General features: G+C 61.2%; 17 protein-coding genes. 6 read left to right on the top strand and 11 right to left on the bottom strand.

What is annotated here, in order from left to right; genetic code table 11:
• Positions 1-23 precede the first annotated feature (23 nt).
• The 4 genes from HDF16_RS15505 to HDF16_RS15490 are packed head-to-tail and all read left to right on the top strand — an operon-like array spanning position 24 to position 4289.
• Entirely contained in the window at positions 24-2924 is a 2901-nt protein-coding gene (locus HDF16_RS15505; protein WP_184218164.1) for a phosphoenolpyruvate carboxylase, read from the top strand.
• Positions 2925-2965: 41 nt separating this feature from the next.
• Complete coding sequence (locus HDF16_RS15500) at positions 2966-3307, top strand: hypothetical protein (protein ID WP_184218163.1); 342 nt, start codon at positions 2966-2968, stop codon at positions 3305-3307.
• Positions 3304-3696, top strand: coding sequence for a putative toxin-antitoxin system toxin component, PIN family (locus HDF16_RS15495; protein ID WP_184218162.1), 393 nt, complete (start codon positions 3304-3306; stop codon positions 3694-3696). Before HDF16_RS15500 ends, HDF16_RS15495 begins: the two co-directional genes overlap by 4 nt.
• A gap of 38 nt (positions 3697-3734) precedes the next feature.
• Positions 3735-4289 (top strand): PPC domain-containing DNA-binding protein, encoded by a 555-nt coding sequence (locus HDF16_RS15490; protein ID WP_246409147.1) that lies wholly within the window; start codon positions 3735-3737, stop codon positions 4287-4289.
• 12 nt (positions 4290-4301) lie between these two features.
• Here the strand turns inward: HDF16_RS15490 and HDF16_RS15485 are convergent, their stop codons facing one another.
• The 6 genes from HDF16_RS15485 to HDF16_RS15460 form a co-directional block, all read right to left on the bottom strand.
• Positions 4302-5024, bottom strand: coding sequence for a hypothetical protein (locus tag HDF16_RS15485; protein ID WP_184218161.1), 723 nt, complete (start codon positions 5022-5024; stop codon positions 4302-4304).
• Between the two features lie 31 nt (positions 5025-5055).
• On the bottom strand, positions 5056-6369 hold the full coding sequence (locus HDF16_RS15480; protein WP_184218160.1) for an MFS transporter: 1314 nt from the start codon (positions 6367-6369) through the stop codon (positions 5056-5058).
• A 73-nt stretch (positions 6370-6442) separates the two neighbouring features.
• A complete protein-coding gene (locus tag HDF16_RS15475) occupies positions 6443-7243 on the bottom strand; it encodes a GAF domain-containing protein (protein ID WP_184218159.1) in 801 nt (266 codons plus the stop codon).
• A 46-nt stretch (positions 7244-7289) separates the two neighbouring features.
• Positions 7290-8885 carry a flavin monoamine oxidase family protein gene (locus HDF16_RS15470; RefSeq protein ID WP_184218158.1) on the bottom strand — a complete coding sequence of 532 codons (1596 nt, stop codon included), beginning with the start codon at positions 8883-8885 and terminating at the stop codon, positions 7290-7292.
• Between the two features lie 271 nt (positions 8886-9156).
• A complete protein-coding gene (locus HDF16_RS15465; RefSeq protein WP_221312786.1) occupies positions 9157-10203 on the bottom strand; it encodes a hypothetical protein in 1047 nt (348 codons plus the stop codon).
• A gap of 324 nt (positions 10204-10527) precedes the next feature.
• On the bottom strand, positions 10528-10932 hold the full coding sequence (locus tag HDF16_RS15460) for a response regulator (RefSeq protein WP_184218156.1): 405 nt from the start codon (positions 10930-10932) through the stop codon (positions 10528-10530).
• 42 nt (positions 10933-10974) lie between these two features.
• On the opposite strand from HDF16_RS15460, the gene HDF16_RS15455 reads away from it, so the two are divergent.
• The gene (locus tag HDF16_RS15455; protein WP_221312785.1) at positions 10975-12513 is read left to right on the top strand and encodes an alpha-amylase family protein; all 1539 of its coding nucleotides are present in this window, start codon (positions 10975-10977) and stop codon (positions 12511-12513) included.
• Here HDF16_RS15455 and HDF16_RS15450 read toward each other — a convergent pair.
• From HDF16_RS15450 to HDF16_RS15435, 4 genes are all read right to left on the bottom strand, one after another.
• Entirely contained in the window at positions 12507-13673 is a 1167-nt protein-coding gene (locus tag HDF16_RS15450; protein ID WP_184218152.1) for a glycosyltransferase, read from the bottom strand. The genes HDF16_RS15455 and HDF16_RS15450 overlap by 7 nt on opposite strands.
• Before the next feature lie 49 nt (positions 13674-13722).
• Positions 13723-14895, bottom strand: a complete 1173-nt coding sequence (locus HDF16_RS15445; RefSeq protein ID WP_184218150.1) for a hypothetical protein — start codon at positions 14893-14895, stop codon at positions 13723-13725.
• Between the two features lie 140 nt (positions 14896-15035).
• Positions 15036-15998, bottom strand: a complete 963-nt coding sequence (locus HDF16_RS15440) for a TIGR00730 family Rossman fold protein (RefSeq protein ID WP_184218148.1) — start codon at positions 15996-15998, stop codon at positions 15036-15038.
• 30 nt (positions 15999-16028) lie between these two features.
• Positions 16029-16373, bottom strand: a complete 345-nt coding sequence (locus tag HDF16_RS15435) for a hypothetical protein (RefSeq protein WP_184218146.1) — start codon at positions 16371-16373, stop codon at positions 16029-16031.
• A gap of 127 nt (positions 16374-16500) precedes the next feature.
• Between HDF16_RS15435 and HDF16_RS15430 the strand changes: the two genes are divergently transcribed.
• The gene (locus HDF16_RS15430; RefSeq protein ID WP_184218144.1) at positions 16501-17184 is read left to right on the top strand and encodes an HAD family acid phosphatase; all 684 of its coding nucleotides are present in this window, start codon (positions 16501-16503) and stop codon (positions 17182-17184) included.
• Positions 17185-17206: 22 nt separating this feature from the next.
• Here the strand turns inward: HDF16_RS15430 and bla are convergent, their stop codons facing one another.
• The gene (gene bla, locus HDF16_RS15425) at positions 17207-18109 is read right to left on the bottom strand and encodes a subclass B3 metallo-beta-lactamase (RefSeq protein ID WP_184218142.1); all 903 of its coding nucleotides are present in this window, start codon (positions 18107-18109) and stop codon (positions 17207-17209) included.
• Positions 18110-18214: the final 105 nt, after the last annotated feature.

Genomic DNA, 18214 nt, shown 5'->3' with positions numbered 1-18214 from the left:
CCGCGACGGGTGATAATCATTGCATGTCTTTGTGGACCCCGACTGACTGGCCCCAGCGCCTTGCCGAACTGCAGGCTGCCAAAGGTGAACTGAAAGAAGCTCCTCTGCGGCGCGATGTCCGCTCGCTGGGAATGTTGCTAGGCGATGTGCTGCGCGAGCAGTCCGGCCCGGCGCTCTTCGACGCGGTGGAAGAGCTTCGCCGCACAGCTATTGGGCGCCGGGAAGCGGAGCAGTCCGGCGACTCCCAGGCCGCTGCCAGCAGCCAGCTGCAGCAGGCGCTGTTCAGCGTTCACAAGTACGCCGATGACCCGCTGACGGCGTATCAACTGGCTCGCGCCTTCAGCCTCTACTTCGAACTGATCAACCTTGCGGAGACCAATCACCGCAAACGCCGGAGGCTGGCGAACCAGCTCGATGAGACGAGCTCGCGAGAGAACACGATCCAGCGCGGCAGTCTGCGTGGGACCTTGCGCCAACTGAAGGCAGCCGATATCTTGCCGGATAAGGTCCTCGACCTCCTGGACAAGGTGTGCATCTACCCGGTCTTTACGGCGCACCCGACGGAGGTCGCGCGGCGCTCCGTGATGTTCAAGCGGCGACGGATTTCGGATCTGCTCGAACAGCTCGACCGCGTCCCTTTGCCTGCGGCGCAGATGGATGCCCTGGAACGCGACCTTACGGCCGAGATCACGGCGCTGTGGCAGACCGACGACGTGCGCAGCGCACGGCCCACGGTGCGCGATGAGATTCGCATGGCGCTCGACTACTATGAGTCGTCGCTCTTCGACACGCTTCCGGTGCTGTACAAGGAGGTCGCCTCCGCGCTCTCAGCCGAGTATGATCTGCTGCCCGAGATCACCGAACTCCCCATCCTGGTGCGCTTTGGATCGTGGATAGGCGGCGACCGCGATGGCAATCCGTTCGTCACACCGCCGCAGACCCGCGAGGCGCTGGCGATGTCGCATGACCTGCTGATGCACCACTACCTGCGCCGCATGCAGACGGTCTTCGACCAGCTTGGCAGCTCGACGCAGCAGGCGCCGGTCTCTGACGCGCTGAACGCAAAGCTGGAGGAGTATCTCGACAAGCTGCGGACGGCCAACCAGAACGCGCTGGCCGAGCGCTTCCCGATGGAACGCACGCGGCTGCTGCTGGCCTGCATTATGATGCGGCTGGGGGGCGTGGCGCAATCGAGCGCGCAGTTGACGATCGCGCAAGGGCCACCGGCGCTCGCGCCGTATACGCGGGCTGCCGACCTGCTTGCCGACCTGACGCTGATCCGCGAGTCGCTGGTCGAGAACCGTGGCGTGCGGCTGAGCGAGCTTCTGATCGATCCGCTGCTGATGGAGGTCCGCACGTACGGGCTGCATCTACAGGCGCTCGACATACGTCAGCATGCGAAGGTACATGCGAAGGCCATCGAAGAGCTTGCAGCCTGGAAGCAAGGTGGAGATTCGTTGGAGCTGCCGCCATCGCTCTCCGCGCAGACGCAGGAGGTGCTGGACACCTTTCGCACCATCGCTGATCTGAAGCGACAGTATGCGCCGGAGGCGATTCGCCAGTACGTCATCAGCGGCGCGACGTCGGCTGAAGATGTGCTCCGCGTGCTTTGGCTGGCGAGGCTGGGCGGCGTGCGCGTTGAGGCTGCTACGGATGAGGCTGGCTGCGACCCGGGGCTCATGCCAGTTCCGTTGTTTGAGTCCATTGAAGACTTGCAAAACGCGCCCGCAATCTGTCGCCAGCTGTGGACGAGCGAAGCCTACAAGCCGCTGCTGGAATCTTGGGGCCACCGGCAGGAGGTGATGCTGGGCTACTCCGACTCAAACAAGGATGGCGGCATGATCGCCAGCACCTGGGAGATCTTCAAGGCGCACCGGGCGCTGCATGATGTAGCTCGCGAGTGCGGCGTGAATCTGCGGCTCTTCCATGGTCGCGGCGGCACGGTGGGCCGCGGCGGTGGACCGACGCATCGCGCCATCTTCGCGCAGCCGATCGACAGCTTCAACGGCGAGTTGCGCATCACCGAGCAGGGCGAGGTCCTGAACTGGAAGTACTCCGACGTGGTCCTTGCGGAGCGCAATCTGGAGCTGATGATCGCCGCCTCTCTCGACGCGCTGGCGCGTCCCGACGCGATCCTGCAAGGTGTCGCCGCAGCCGATCCGGCAACGTATGTGCCGCGCTTTACTGGCGAGCTTCTTCCCGCGTGGGAAAAGATCATCGACGAGCTGTCGGAGACTTCGTATAACTTCTACCGTGCGGAGATCATCGACAACCCGGAGACTTTCACCTACTTCGAACAGGCCACTCCGATGGCGGAGCTCGAACACGCCCGCATCGGATCACGGCCTGTGCGCCGCACGGGCAAGCGGACCTTTGCCGACCTCCGGGCCATACCGTGGGTCTTCGGATGGATGCAATCACGACAGCTGGTTCCGGCGTGGTTTGGGGTCGGACACGCTCTTGAGCGATTCGCTAGCCGCCCCGGCGGCCTCGCCCAGCTTCAGAGCATGACGGCGAGCTTCCCGCTTTTCATCGACGTCGTCCGCAACGTGGAGGTCGCACTGGCGAAGGCGGACTTCGGCATCGCGCGACTTTACGCTTCGCTGGTCGAGGATGAGGCGCTGCGGAAGCGGGTCTTCTCGACGCTGGAGGCGGAGTTCCTGCTGACGAGGAAGATGATTCTCGAGATCACCGGGCAGACGACTCTGCTCGAACGCAACCCGGTGCTGGAGCGCTCGATCCGGCTACGCAACCCTTATGTCGACCCGATGTCGCTGATCCAGGTGGAGCTGATTCGTCGCAAGCGGGCGTTTGAAGGGGCGAATCCTGAGGCCGATCCGAATGCGCCTGAGGCTGAAGCGCTGAACCGGGCGATTACGGCGACAATCAATGGGATCAGCGCCGGGCTGCGAAATACGGGCTGATGCTGGTTGTAAGCTGCTTTCTCCCGGAGTAGCCTCTATCTATGGCGACGCCTTCGAACATCTCGGCGACAGACGCGGCAGGTGCGACTCCATCAAGTTCGCCCGAGCCTAAGACCTTTTCCGTCACGCTTCCGGCGGACCTCGCCGCTAAGGCGGAGGGTCTTGCCGAGCGCGAGGGACGAGAGCTGAGCGAGATCTTCACGGAGGCATTCCGGGAATACTGGTCGGAATATGACTTCCGCAGCTTGGAGGATGTTCGGGCCTACGCCGCGACCCGCAATCCGCACGGGTACACGGAAGAAGACATTCCCCGGCTTATCAAGGAAGCCCGTGCGGAAGAAGCCGCCGCATTGGCGGCGAGAGAGACTGCTAAGGCGTCTTGATCGTTGTCATCGACACGAACGTCTGGATCTCTGGCCTTCACTTTCGCGGTGGGTCGCCATCGCGCGCCCTTGATCTCGCGTCAGAGCGAGACACGATTGCAATCTCCGACGATCTTGAAGCCGAGATATTCCGTATTCTCATTACAAAGTTTCACTGGCCGGCGCGAAGAGTGCGGCAGGCGCTCGACGTGGCCATGAAGAGATCCATTCGTTGCGTGTTACAGCACAATGTCCACGTATGCCGCGACCCCAAGGACAACATGTTTCTTGAATGCGCCACTCTCGCCCGCGCCGATGTCCTGGTGACGGGGGACAATGACTTGCTCAGCCTTGGGAGCTATCTGGAGACCCGCATTCTCACGCCTTCCGAGTATCTCGACCTCCCGTAAGCCCAGCCGCGCATCTATCCTGATACACAGGAGCTATCATGCGCCTCATATCCCTCGCTCTTCTGATTGGCATCGCCACTCCTGCGCTCCCTCAGCAGCCTCCACCCGGCATGATCTCTCCCTCTCGTCCGGTCGCAAAAGGCATGGCTCCGGGGATGAAGTTCAAGCTGGTGCATACGGGCACGGGCGAGCGCGTCTACGCCATCATCTTCAGCAAGGGGGATGAAGTCATCAGCGGCTTGACCGACTTTGCGCGCCAGAACCACATCAGCGACGCTCACTTCACCGCCATTGGCGCCTGCGAGAGCGCTCTGCTGGCGTGGTTCGATATTCCGCAGAAGAACTACAGGCCAATCCCGGTGAACGAGCAGAGCGAAGTTCTCGCCATGACGGGCGATATCGCCGATTATCTTGGACAGCCTATTGTCCATGCGCACTCGGTGCTGGGCCGCTCGGACGGCTCGACGCGCGGCGGGCATACCTTCGAGCTTCATGTGAACCCGACGCTCGAGGTCTTTCTGATGGCGGACGATATACCGCTCGGCAAAGTGCAAGACCCGGGTGGGCTGAAGCTGATCGATCCTACCGAGTAAACGTCAGCAACCTCAGTGGATCGAGACGACCTTGTTGTGCTCGAACGTCACATCCACGGGATGTCCCTGATCGTCGAAGTTCACCGTGCGGTTGCCGACGTCCTGGCTCTGGCTCTTGCTGACCTGGCCGAGGGACAGGGAAACCTGGCGCTCGCTCATCCCCAGGATGACCTTGTGCGCGTCTACTGCGGCCCAGTCTTCGGCTGGCCATTTGTAGAGCGTGTGCGGGTCGTCGTAGAAGAAGATCTGGTCGGTCAGAAAGGTGTAGGTTCCGGCGTCGCGATAGCCCACAGGCACGGCGTACTCGGCGGCTGGATCAGAAGACTTTGGCAGAGTGATCACCAGCAGTACCTGGCGGTCGCCACCGGGGATGCGGTAGGTCGCGGACTTGGGGGCGACTTGCTCAAAGGCGTCCTTCACGATCAACGGGTCGGCACCGAGCAGAATGCCTGCGGACTTTGAGTAGTCCGCCTTGTGGTTCGCATATTTGAAGTAGTCCATCTGGCCGCCAGCGGAGACCCAGATCGTCTTGCCGACCAGATCCTTGATGTCCTTCATCGAGTCGGGGCGCATCTGCTTGAAAAAGACGAGGTCGTCAGGGTCCATCTTCGCCTGGGCGACTTCAACCGGCTTGGCCTCTTCGTGCCGGCTCTTGTAGATCATGCCCACGCGCGCGCCGACGGCGAGTATCAACACTACCGTCGCTCCAATCGCTGCCTTCTTCCCTGTATCCATCCATCCCCCGTAGCTCTGTTGTACAACGATCTTATTCTGGCTCGGCGACGCTGAGTTCCAGATCCGCGCTGCGCAGCGATTCCGCCGTAAGTTGATCTGCCCGTCGCAATGCCGGGAACAAAACGCTAGCTGCGCCGGTGACGATGAGCGACCCTATGCCGCCAATCACCACCGCCCGGACCGCTCCCCACCAGTGCGCGGTGAGACCACTTTCGAACTCTCCAAACTCGTTGGATGCACCGATGAAGAGCCAGTTCACCGCGGAGACCCGGCCACGCATCTCTGGCGGCGTCGCAAGCTGAAGGACGCTGCTGCGGATGACGACGCTGACCATATCGCTTGCTCCGACCAGCACCAGAGCGATGAGGCTGATCCACATGGTCGTCGACAATCCAAAGACGACCGTGGCCGCGCCAAAGACTCCCACGCAACCCAGCATGACTTTACCGGCATGGTGCTTGATGGGCCGCCACACCATGGTCAGGCTGACGACCAGCGCGCCGACCGACGGCATCGCTCGGAGCAGGCCGAGGCCTTGCGGACCGGCGTGAAGGATCTCGGTCGCATAGATCGGCAGCAGCGCCACCGCGCCGCCCAGCATCACGGCGAAGAGGTCGAGCGAGATGGAGCCGAGCAGCAGCTTGGTCTCCCACACGTAGCGCATCCCGGCCAGCATCGTGTTCAGGCTGAAGGCCTTCTTCTCGGTCTTCTCGACCCGCGTCCGGATCATCGAGACGAGGACGATGAACAGGCCCAGCATCATCAGCGTGAAGGTGTAGACGATGGCCGCGCCGTTCATCTTCGCCATCGATCCAACCAGCGGCAGTGTGAAGAGCAGGCCGCCCACCGCCGGGCCGGCCATGTTGGCGATCTGATAGATGGTCGCGCCCCAGGTGATCGCGTTGACGAAGTGGTCTTTCGGCACCAGGCTCGGCACCATCGCCGAAGATGCGGGGCCGCTGAAGGCCCGTCCAAGCCCAATCCCTACAAGGACGGTGTAAATCGGCCAGATCTGTTGAATGCCGTGGAGCGCAAACCACAGCAACATGGCTGTGCAGACGAACTGGACGGTGTAGCAGATGAGGATGATCTTGCGGCGGTCGTAGCGATCGGCAACGTGTCCCGCGGCCAGCATGAAGAAGAGGCCGGGAAGAAAGAGGGCGAGACCGGTATAGCCAAGGTCGAGGGCCGAGTGGGTGATCTGATAGACCTGCCACGCGACCGCAACCGACTGCGCCTCCGCCCCGAGGATCACGAAGAGCCGCGCGCTCTGGTACAGCCGGAAGTCGCGTGAGCGAAACGCGCTTCCTATCTCAGACTCAGCTTCGTTTGTAGCGACAGCCATGTCTTATGTTTTCACAAGTCAATGAATGAAGAGCTACGACTTCGAATGAAGAGCTACCGCTTCGAATCGAGAGTTACGCCTTTGGCAATTCCAGCAGCCGTTTTACCAGGGCGGAGAGCCGGTCGAGGTCGGTCGCCGCCTGCTGGGCCAGTTCCTTCGCGTCTCCGCCACCCGCGCCGCCGGCCGCGAGATACAACAGATTCGTCAGGCTCTGCAGGGGATTGTTGATCTTGTGGGCCAGGTCATTCGCCATGGCTGCGGCGGCGGTAGCGCGCTCTCTTTGCATCAGCAGCTTCTGTTGCCGCTGCTGGCGCACACCCATGGCGGCAAAATCAGCCAGAAACTGCATGAGGCGCACATCTTCGCTGTCGAAGGCTTCGTCCCGGCCGTGAGCCATGATGAAGATCGTCCCACGCGTCTGCTCCACCTGCCAGGGGAGGAGGATGCCGTCGGTGACGAGTGGAGCGACGACGCCGAGGATGTCGAAAAACTTCTTCGAGACGCGAAAGAGCTGGGGCCGTCCACGCTCCAGGCAGACGCCGCAGGCACTGGGATTGCGCGGCAGGATCGCGTCAAGAAAACCTTCATAGTCTCCGGCGGTGGCTACCCACTCGTAAAAGGCGTCTTCCGAGCCGTCCTCGCGCTCGATGCTGATCCCGGCGCTGTCGGCTCCGCAGAGGCTTACCGCCGCCTTCACCAGCTCCTGCAGAATCGTTGCGGGACGTTCAACGAATGCACTCGCCAGACGCTTCATGCCTTCCATCTGCAGCGCGGTGTCACGAGCATGCAACGCGCGGCGCGCAAACGCGGCATCGGCCTGAAGGTCGATGACCTCCAGGCCGGTATCAGCCGGATTCAACACAACGCCGTTCATAATCTGTCGATTATGCGATAAATCTATCCCTGAACGCTATCTATTGCTAAGCCGGCAGTGCTCCGTCGTAACCTGCCAGCCGCGCCGCTTTCACCTTGTCGCTGATCATATCCACGGCCCGGCGAGCACTCAGAGCAGCGCCCTCCTGCCAGCCGACGATGTGGCTGGCGGTGTCGCCGGCAAAGTAGATGGGTCCGTCGGCCTGGATCACCTTCTCGTAACCCTGCTTGCCGCCGCCGTAGGTCTGGATCCAGGAGCCTTCGTTCCACTTCACCATGCGCCAGCCGCAGTAGATTGGGTTCGTCAGTTCCTTGCCATGGCCGGGGTGGAGTTTTTCGATGGTCGCGCGGGAGGCTGCGAACTTCTGCTCCATGGTCATGTCGGAGAAGCCGGCTACCTGCGACTCGTCCATGTATCCGGCGACCACGATGCCGGTGGGGTGCATGAGACGTCCGCTCGGGTACCAGACCGGGCTTGGACCCTGCGCGACGAAGGAGAGGCCGCCGTAGATGTTGTAGTCCTGCTCCCAGAAGCGCCGCGATTCCCAGGCGACCTTCAGGGAGTGGCCCATCTTGCTGCCGTCGATCACGGATTTCATCTCTGGAGAAAGATCGTTCGGAGTCTTCTTCAGGATCGAGAAGGGCAAGGTGGAGATGCAATATGCGGCTTCAAGCTTCTTCGCCGTTCCGCCCTGCGTGTAGGAGATCGCGACGCCCTTGCTGGTCTTGCGGATCTCGGTCACCGGCGAGCTGTATTCGACGATATCGCCGAGAGACTTGGCGAAGGCGAAGGGAATCCGGTCCATGCCGCCGACCGGCTGCATCATCGTCGCCTGCCAGTCGTTGGCCTCTTCGTAGAGGAGGCCATTCCAGAAGTTCTCGTCGAGCAGAACGTGCATGTCCATGGGGGTTTCGTTCACGGGTTCCTGGTCGCCCGCTCCCGGGTACACCTTATACCCAGCGCGCTCCGAGCCGGCATATTTGCCTGACTTGTCGAGCGGCCCATAGACACCCAGAAATGCGACCATCCGCTCGCGATCTTCCTTGGTGATCTCGGCGTCCAGCGCTCCCTGGTTGATACACTTCGCCAGCAGTTCGGAGACGTGGCCGCGGGTGTCGTTTACCGCTTTGCGCTGCACCACCGGCACGCCGCCGTTCGCCTTGTCGTTCTGCAGTAGCGAGGAGCGAGTGGTGTTGATCTCGACTTCCATCGGCACGTTAAGCTCGCGGGCGTAGCCGAGCATGGTCCAGTGGGTGCTCGGAAGGCGCGCTGGGCCGAGATTCTGGTAGTTGCCTTCCTCCCACTTGATCTCCTGCACAGTGCCATCGGTGAACTCCACCTTGGTGCCCTTGCGGCCGGTCCAGTTGCGTCCGCCGGGACGCTCGCGGGCCTCGAGAACGGTGACGTCGTAGCCAAGTTTGCGGAGTTCGTAGGCGGAGACGAGGCCTCCGATGCCTGCTCCGAGAACGACCACCTTCGTTCCCTTACCAACACCCGGAGCGGCATGGATGGGCTCCGCCAGCACGCCCTTCATCGGCAGCAATCCCAGCGATTGCATCGTCGTAAACGCAGCGCCGTATCCGCCAGCCTGCCCAACACGCATAAGAAAATCGCGCCGTGAAATGCCCCGAGCCAATGCCATGGTTCACACCTCTAAGATTTTTTAAAAGGAAGGCCGCATGCTATCAAGAGAGTGAAAAGACACCGAAGCTCCCGCGTCATGGCAGGTGGACCGGGACTCTTTTGAGGTAACAGGTGGTACCCCAATCTTCGGGTTCGGTTACAGATTTGTCAATTGGGGAAGCGGAGGGGCTCTGAGGTTGGACTGCGTGGTCGTCGCTTCCTATAATCCCGTTTCCAGGGCACAACGCGGATCAGATACTTGCCGTTTCACGTTTTGACCTGGGTTGGTTTCAACTTGGCGATGCACCGGGCAATGTTTCCATCTCGATCCGAATCTGAACGAGCTGACCGGAACCGTCTATGTCCCGATACACCTGAAACAGTCCATCACCCCACGTTGTCATGAAGTTGCACACCTTCTCCCCATCTATTTCCGTTGTGCTCGATTCTGTGGGACTGCTTTCTCTAATTGGCCGCATTACTTGCCAGTGGTGGGAGTGAGGACGGTAATCAACAGCGATCTTGAGAGAATGTTTGTCCCGATATTCCTGAACTGCAATCCCCTTCCCCGTAGCTGTCTCAGTTGGAAGATCAACCCATCCGAACTCCCTGCTTCCAACACGCGGAGCATGGAGGGTCGCCGCGATTCGCTCGGCATCCCGCCCCCAGAACAGAAAGTCAGCCATTCCATCGAGCGACTCTTCGTGCTTCCAGCCCCCTAGCACGTCCACATCTGCGATCAGAATGCGGGCATAGTCAACGCCGACAAGACCAACCTCGTGTGACTGAACGTACCGCTTGCCCGGCTGGCACTCAACGATCACTCGTCGCCACCTGTCCGGATTTTGCTCATCACCGCGTTCACCCACAACCCGGAGCGGCGTCGCCGTCGGAACTCCGCTCACAGCCGCAGCCCATACGCCGTGAAACTGGATTTCCCCAGCGCCCTTGCCCTGCTTGATGGCAAGGTCAACCCGTTGGCGGTGCGAAATACGCGGGTTCACAACTTCAAAACGAGCATCCAGCTTTTGCTCTCTAACGAAGCTATCCAACTTGTTTCGCAGTTCCAAGTTCGTGGGTGGCTGGTCATACACGTAAAAGGGGTTCCAAGACATGCCAAGCAACTGACCTACACGTTCGGCGTCCGCGCCGACGATTCGGAGATCGACGAACGTGTTGGCCGTCGCGGTTGCTCCATCATCCGAGAGAACGCCGTCCGGCATTTCGGGGACTCTGTCATGCGACCACAACCTCAAATAGCCAGTGTCGATGAGCAGCAGAATGCCTGAGCGTGAAGTTACGATTCCGAGTTCTTCGAGGGGGAGCATGACGGTCATTTTATGATGGCCACCATCGTTGGCGTGTGGTCGGCAGCAATCCGTAAGTCCAAACGACCTAGAAGTCGTTGTTCTCGGCAATCTCCACGTTTCAGCCACCCAAGGCGCTAATATGCCAGGAATCCTTGTCTGCCGGAACTGCGGACATTAGAACGCCTGTTAAGCGAAGTTTCCGAATGAGGCCAATCCCTAGAGCCGCCGTGGCACCCCCCCCCCAACACGACAAAGATCGTGCTAAATCGAAGGGGGATCTGTCGTCGAAATGGACTACCAGGAAGAAGTAGCCGTTGCTGAATAAAGAGGCTTTACAGGAGCCCTCTGGATCTAGGAGTGCTTTGTCTCCGATTCGCTCAGAGCTTCATTCGTTCGCTCGATGGTGGCGGTCGCTACGGGCTGCAGCCTCTGAAGGACTTCCAGGAGGCTTGCGGGGCTGAACGATTCGACGTGGTAGTCCGCGGGTCCGCAACTGCCGTGGGCACCGACTGCGATCACCGCAAGACCTGGCTTGATCTGCTTTAGCTTCGAGACGAGATCCGGACAGTCAATGCCATCCACATGTTCATCGACGACTGCTCCATTCACGGCCGGATAGGCCGCAAGCGTCTCAAGCGCTTCTGCCGCACTATAGGCCGTGATGACATTGAACTTTGCGGTTTCGATCACAAGCTTGCGGCTGGAGATGCCGCTTGAAAACTCCCGATCTACAACCAGAAAACAGGGCCTGAGCATCCTCACATTATGGGCTACTGGCCCGTAGTTGCATAGGATTCGATGGAACTCGCGAACCCGCTCGCTGCTCTCCGTTCTGTACACTTAGCCAGTAGCCTCACCGTGCTGCGAAGGATCAGCCGGCGAGCGCCCTCTGCCCTTCCCATGAACAAACCTGTGCTGAAGCTCTCGACTCGGACCATCGCCTGCATTGCGATGCTGCTCGCCTTCTCGTTGCCCGCACGAACCTACGCCCAGACCCTCGCAAGGCCTGGGTGGGTGGGTTCGGGTATGACAGCCCAGACGTGGTTCAAACATGCCGTGCTGTATAGAGTCGACACGCGAACCTTCGCCGGCGCCGCAGGTGATCCTGAAGGCACTCCGGGCACGCTGAAGGGGATCGCGGAAAGGCTAGACTACATCCACAACCTGGGCGTCGACGCGATCCTGCTGGAGGACCTCGCTCCGTCTACGGGTGCTACTGGCACATCTCCGATCGAGCCTGCTCTGGGTACGGTCGATGACTTTGACGAGCTTTCACTCCAGGCGAGCAGGCGAAACCTTCGCATTCTGCTGACGCTCTCGCACCCGGACCCGGCGCTGGCCCGCTACTGGCTGACGCGCGGGGTCGCCGGATTCTATCTTCCCGGCGATGCCGGATCCCCTGCCGTGGCGGCTATCCGCAAGCTGCTGCCAAGCTTTGTCGGCCAGCGCATCCTCATCACGGACGGGGATCTCTCCGGTAACGCCGGAAGGGCCGCAGCCAACGAACTCCAGCTCGATCCAGCCCTGCTGAAACTCCCAGCGGCTCCTTCAGCAAATGCGGCCGCGGGACTAAGAACCGCGCTCGAAGGAAGTCAGTCGCTCGTGCATACCGGCTCCCCAGCCATCGCAACCGATGCCCAGGGACTTCCGCGAAGTGCAGGCCGCTTTGCGTCCCCGTCGGCGGAGCGTGATGCGGCGAAGATGATCGCCGCAGTCCTTCTGCTGAATCGCTCGGTGCCGGTTATCTACGCGGGCCAGGAACTTGCGGTTGATTCGGGGATGGCGATGATGCCGTGGGGCAAGCCCCCCGTTGCAGAGACCGAACCAGCGGTCGAAGCCGCGACTCCGGCACCGGTTCCACCTCCGGCGGCTCCTTCACCATCGTTTGTTGCCTCTGAGCACTATGTACCCTACGTTGCGCCGGTGAAGCCGGTAAAGGCCGCCAAGCCTGCGCCGCCCGATCCCGCGACAGCAGCGGGGCAGGAACTCAGCCCAAGCTCCGTGCTCAGCTTCTATCGCCAGCTGATCCAGCTGCATCACGGCAGAAGTTCGGTGCGGGATGGCGATGAGGTGCTGCTGAACTACGACGGTGCCAACGCGCTGGTGTGGGTGCGAAAGACAGCTAACCCCAGCCTGACGAATCCTCCGTTGGTGGTGGTTTGCAACCTGTCGGCAAATCCTCTGAGCCTTCCGCTCAAGACGGACCTGGCCAATCTGCATCTGCGCGGCAGTTTCTTGCGTTCGGTGCTGAATCCGGATACGCAGAAGGTGTCGATGGATCTCAATCCCGTCGTCCTGCCAGCGTTCGGCGTCTATGTCGGCGAGCTGCGCTACTGATTCAGGACGGTTTGGTAGGCGTCGTAGACCCGTCCGAAGACGGCGTCCCAGCTACAGCCGAGAGCGTACTCGCGGGCGGCGAGGCGCATCCTGCTCAACCGATCCCGATCGGTCGCCAGTGTGGCTACGGACGCGGCAAAGTCCTCGTCCTTCTCCACGAATCCGGTGAGTTCGTTGGTGACGATGTACTTTGGGCCTCCGCCAGGCGTGACGACTGCGGGGACGCCACTGGCGAGTGCTTCGAGGACGACGTTTCCGAAGGTGTCCGTGTGCGAGGGGAAGAGGAAGATGTCCATGTCGGCGTAGGCCTCGGCCAGGGCCTCGCCGCGAAGTACCCCGGCGAACTCAGCCTCGGGAAGCTGTTCGCGCAGAAGAGCTTCATCTCCGCCCTGGCCAACAATCAGGAAGCGTACCTCGATCTGCATCGCCCTCAACTGCTCGGCGACGCGAACCAGAAGAGCGATGTTCTTTTCGATCGAGAGCCTACCGACGTAGCCGAGGGTGAGGTTTCGGTCTTCCGGCGCGCGGCGGCGCTTTGCAGGAGTGAAGAGGCTGGTGTCCACACCGCGCTGCATCAAGTGGCAGGGCTTGCCGGTGGCCTTCTCGAGCATGGCGCAGAGTTCGACGTTGGGCGCGAAGAGCACCTTGGCAAGACGATAGAAGTTCGCGGTGGCCGCGAGCGTGGCGCTCTCGATGCCGCGCTCCGCGCCGGGAATGCGTTCGGCCGGCAAGAGGCCGGTCAGACCACGCATGCGTTTAGCGAGGTACTCGTGAACGTTTGTGTGCCAGGAGGCAGCGAGAGGGAGACCCATCTTCCACGCAAAAATCGCACCGAAGATGCCTAGCTCGCTGGGGCCGGTGACGTGAATGATGTCGGGCTTGAAGAGTTTGAGCTGCCACTCGATCGCGTCGTGGTGCCGCCAGAAGATGGCATCGAACTCGAGGTCTTTTTCGAGCCGGATGGAAGTGCGGCTGCGCATCAGTTCGAGCGAGCGTACCTCGCCGGTCTGTACAACCGACTGGTCGCGGTCCCCTGCCCGAACGCAAAGGAACGGAAGGTTCCCGCGCATCGCATACGCCTCGAAGTTGCGGCTGGTATGCGCGACGCCGTTGACCTCGTGGAACGAGTCGGGAAAGTAGGCTACGCGAGGCACGGGCATCGCCTAAGACTACCTTGCGCCGCTTGAAAGCACTGTGAAGAAGTAACGCCTATGCGTCGAGTTCGGCAAGGGCGGCGCGCATCTCTCCGGCGTCGCTCCAGGCCATCTTCAGGCCGCGCGCGACCGGACGCGCCTCCATCATGCGCACGACATTCATCGCTCCCGTAACCACCCGGGGCACGACGTTGTCCTTCCAAAGGGTGGAGAGCGGACGGACGATGCCGTTGGAATCTGGATGAAAGACGCGCTCATCCCACGTCCGCATGCCTTCGGGAAAGTGCGGGTAGTCGCGGATCGCGTCGAGCGTTCCTTGCAAAATGCGGTGCTTCCAGGGCTCGCGATACTGCGGCATAAAGAGGGTGTGGCTGATGCGCTCGCGGCGAACTTCGTGGACGAACTCCGTGAAGCTGGTGGCGTTGGTCAGGTTCACGTTGGCGTTGGGCTCGATGCCATGACGGTCGCCGCCCGAGATCGTGATCTGGTTCCACTTGCCCGCGAGCACGGTGACGGCAGCGTTTTCCTTCCAGGTGCGCAGGCCGTTGAGTTCGAGCGCATGGATGTACTGGCCGTTGATGGCGAGAAACTCGTTGACCGAGACGCCATGTTTGTCGCCGCCGACGCGGTAAAGGTCCCACAGCGGGTGGTTGAAGATGGTGAGGACGCCGGGGATCTCGTCGAGTTCGGCGAGGATCTGGGTGAGCAGCTTAGGGTCGCGTCCGGCGATCGGCAGGGCGGTGAACTCGGCGAGGCGCTCCTGCCAGGCGGTTCCAGTCGCGCTGGGCAGATTGTGTACTCCGAGATGAAAGGCGGTCGGGCCGAAGGGGACGGTCCACTCGAGCGAGACGGGAATGTGCCGCGCGGAGTTGAGCGAGCGCAGAAGCATGGGCGCGTTGATGTCGTCGTGGTCGGAGAGCGAAACAAGCCCCGGAAGCTGAAGCAGATTCTGGATCTGCTGCTCTTCGAGGTCGAAGGCTAGCTTCGGGGTCAGTGGCGGAGTCCAGTAGCTTTTCGTGTATTGGGGACGGATGCCGGTCTTCTCGGCGGAGCGGTCCTCCGCCCAGCGCATGATGGGCATGAGCCACGGCCAGTCCTGGCTCATCTCCGCGATGAAGTCCAGCGTCTCCTTGGACTGATTGGTGTGGCTGTGGAGCGATACGCCTGTCTTGAAGCCCTCGGCTGCCTTCGGTTCCCGCCAGAGATAAGAGATGCTGGTATTGCCCATGCGCCGCCCCCAAAGTGCAACCGTTTGAGAATCTACGCATTCAGTATCCGGAAGAGATGTGAAGCGAACGTGACTGCACTGAGAACGGTGCTTCAAAATCCGGTGAACGGAACCAAATAGGGCACCTGCAACATTTACCGCTAGCGTGTCTTGGCGATGTCCGGTCCGAGAATCTCCTGCACGGAGCGCTCAGGGGTCTCGGGGATGGCTTCGCTGTGGCCGGCGTCGAGATGATGTTCGATGAGGCCGGCCTTGAGGAGTTCAAAGGCCTCCTCCGGTGTGTCGACGTACTGAAAGAGGTCGCGGTCCTTCATGGCGATCGCACCTTTTTCCGCCAGCAGGTTCAGGTTGATGACATTCTTCCAGTAGTCCGGGCCATAGATGAGGATAGTGATCTTCTTCGCCAGCTTGTGAGTCTGCGAGAGGGTCAGCAGCTCGAACATCTCGTCCAGCGTGCCGAAGCCGCCGGGAAAGACGACCAGCGCCTTGGCCAAGTAGGCGAACCAGTACTTACGCATGAAGAAGTAGTGGAACTCGAAGTTCAGCTCTGGCGTGATGTAGGGGTTCGGTAGCTGCTCGAAGGGAAGCTTGATGTTGAGGCCGATGCTCTTGCCGCCAGCCTCGTAGGCTCCGCGATTGGCGGCCTCCATGATGCCGGGACCTCCGCCGCTGGTGACGACGAAACGGTGCCGCCGACCAGGGAGTGTCTTCGACCAGGTGGTGAGCAGGTTGGCGAGTTTGCGGGCGTCCTCGTAGTAACGGGCCATCTCGACAGCGGATTCGGCAAGCATCAGCTTCACGTCACTGGCTTCGCCGCTTTCGACTTCGTCGGGGCTGGCGGGCTGCTCGGACGGCGGTGCGGGAGTGGCCGAGCCAGTGTTTTCAAGAAGTTGCAGGGCCTCGCTTGCCTCGTCGAGAGCCCGGAAGCGGGCCGATCCGAAGAAGACGACGGTGTCCTCGATGCGCTGGCGGCGAAAGCGCGCCATGGGCTCTGAGTATTCGGCCATCATGCGGAAAATGCGGCCGTCGGGCGAGTTGATGAACTCGCTGTTCTCGTAGGCGAGAGGAGCTCGGTCGATGGGGTCAGGCTTTGGTCGCGACATATCTGCCAATCCTAATGGGTGGCTTTCGCCTTAGCCACGCGACTCGCGGTAGTGGATCGCCTCGGAGATGCCAATCCAGATATCGAGCGCGCCCAGGCCGGAGATAAGGCCGCGAATCGCGCCGTTGTGCAGGATGCTGGCAAGCTGGGGGCGGGCGTCGATGAACATGTTCTGGTCCCACATGCGCGGCCACCACGGCAGCACCATCACCAGCACGCCCAGATAGACGCAGAATAAGACCAGTACAAACAGCGACATACGCTGCAGCCAGACGGGAGCGCCGGTCGAAGACTCTGCCCGCGGCGGAGGCGCAGTGATTGTGGACGGGGCCGCCTGGGGCTCCTGCTCGGGGAAGAGTTGTGGCTGTACCGGCATCGATCTCCCACCCCGAAGATACCAGACGGAGGCGGCGAAGACCGTACCGGGACATGACGTTTGCTGCGAAGGCACAGACTCTGAAGGTGTTAGGCTTTCTGAGAATTTACCTGGTGGAGTGAAGATTATGCGACGAATTCTTCTGGCGCTTCTTCTTTGTTGCGGGCTGAGTGAAGGACAACAGGCGGTCGCCCCGGTTGCGGGCGAGCCGGCGAACCTTGGTGCCATGAAGGCGCGGCTGATCCAATACCATGCCTGCACGGAGCCGGATTGCTACGTCCCGCAGATGGAACGGCAGGCCGAACTGGCGAGCCGGTTTCTGAAACAGAGCGTCGCAGCGGCACAGCCGAAGGACAAGCTGGCACTGGTGCTGGATATCGACGAGACCTCGCTCTCGAACTGGACCGTCGAACTCCATGATGACTTCGGATACATCCACAACGATTCGGACTGGTGCATCGCGCTGCATTGCAGCCCGGCGATTCCCTCGACGCTGCGGCTGTTTCACGAGGCGACGAAGGCGGGAGTGGCTGTATTTTTCATCACCGGTCGCCCCGAGGGCCAGCGCGCCGACACAGCGGCAAACCTGAAGGCCGAAGGCTTCGATCACTGGCAGGAGCTGTACCTGCGGCCCGCTGACCATCCGAAGTCGCAGACGACGATCGAGTTCAAGTCTGGTGAACGGGCAAAGATCGTTGCGCAGGGTTATCGGATCGTACTGAATGTCGGTGACCAGCTAAGCGACCTCCAAGGAGAGCCCCAGGCGGAACACTCGGTGAAGCTTCCGAATCCGTTCTACCTGATCCCCTAGCTAAGGAGCAGGAGTTGGTGGGCTACTTGCCGTTCTCCTTCGCGATGCGAAGGTCGAGCTGATGTCTTGCATTCTGCGCCAGCTCCCTGCACTGCCCGGGATTGACCATGGGGTCGGGCGTCACGCCGGCCTTGCGCTTCTCCAACTTGTCCCAGAGGTCCGCCACCTCCGGATGAGCCGTGAGCAGGACATCGCAGGGAACGGTTTCGAGGAAAGCGAAGCTCTTCTCGAAGTCCTGAATCGCGTGGGGGTTGGTAGGGTTGTGGGTGAACTTGTAGTTGTCGGAGGAGACGGCGCTGACACTGTCTGCATAGACCAAGCTGTGACAAACACTGCCCTCGCAGGAGGTCCACGTCCAGCTTGTTCCGCCAGGGGTATGGCCGGGCGTGGGATGCGAAGTCAGAGCAAGCGGGCCGACATGGACGGTCTCGCCTGGGGTGAGCACCTTCACGTTGGCGACCTTATCGAGCGGCAGAAGGATCTCAAACTGCGGGTCGGCAGGATCGTTCCTGCCTGTCGAAAGGACCGTGGCGCTGGAGGGGCTGGCCATCACGGTCGCGCCGGTCATGCGCTGAAGCTCAGCGATGCCGCCTGCGTGGTCGAAGTGGATGTGCGTGCTGAGGATGAACTTCACGTCTTCTACCCGGAAGCCCAGCGAGCGAATGTGGGCGGCGATCTGCGGAGCGGACTCGGAGATGGCCCCATCGATGAGGATGTGCCCTTTTGGCGAGGTAATAAGGATCGAGCTGATGCCGTGCGGACCGACGTAATACGTATTGCCGTAGATGCGAAAAGGCTCCTGCGGCGTGTTCCACTTGGCGCAACTGCTGCAGTTTGGAGTGGGTGTCTGCGCGGGTAGCAGAGCTGGAGAGGTCATCGCAAACAACAGCGTCAGGGGAATTAAAGCAGCGCGGGGAAGATTCATGGGGTAGTCCTGAAGAGACGTGATCCTCCGATCCTAGATGCAGCCGAGCCTGCGTCCCGTTTCCACAGGCCTCGGCGGGTTGGCGATTCGGATTCGCGCATCTTG

Source organism: Granulicella aggregans, from assembly GCF_014203275.1.
Taxonomy (GTDB): Bacteria; Acidobacteriota; Terriglobia; order Terriglobales; family Acidobacteriaceae; genus Edaphobacter.
Note: the sequence above shows the minus strand (reverse complement) of the source record. Positions and strands in the feature narration are given on the sequence as shown.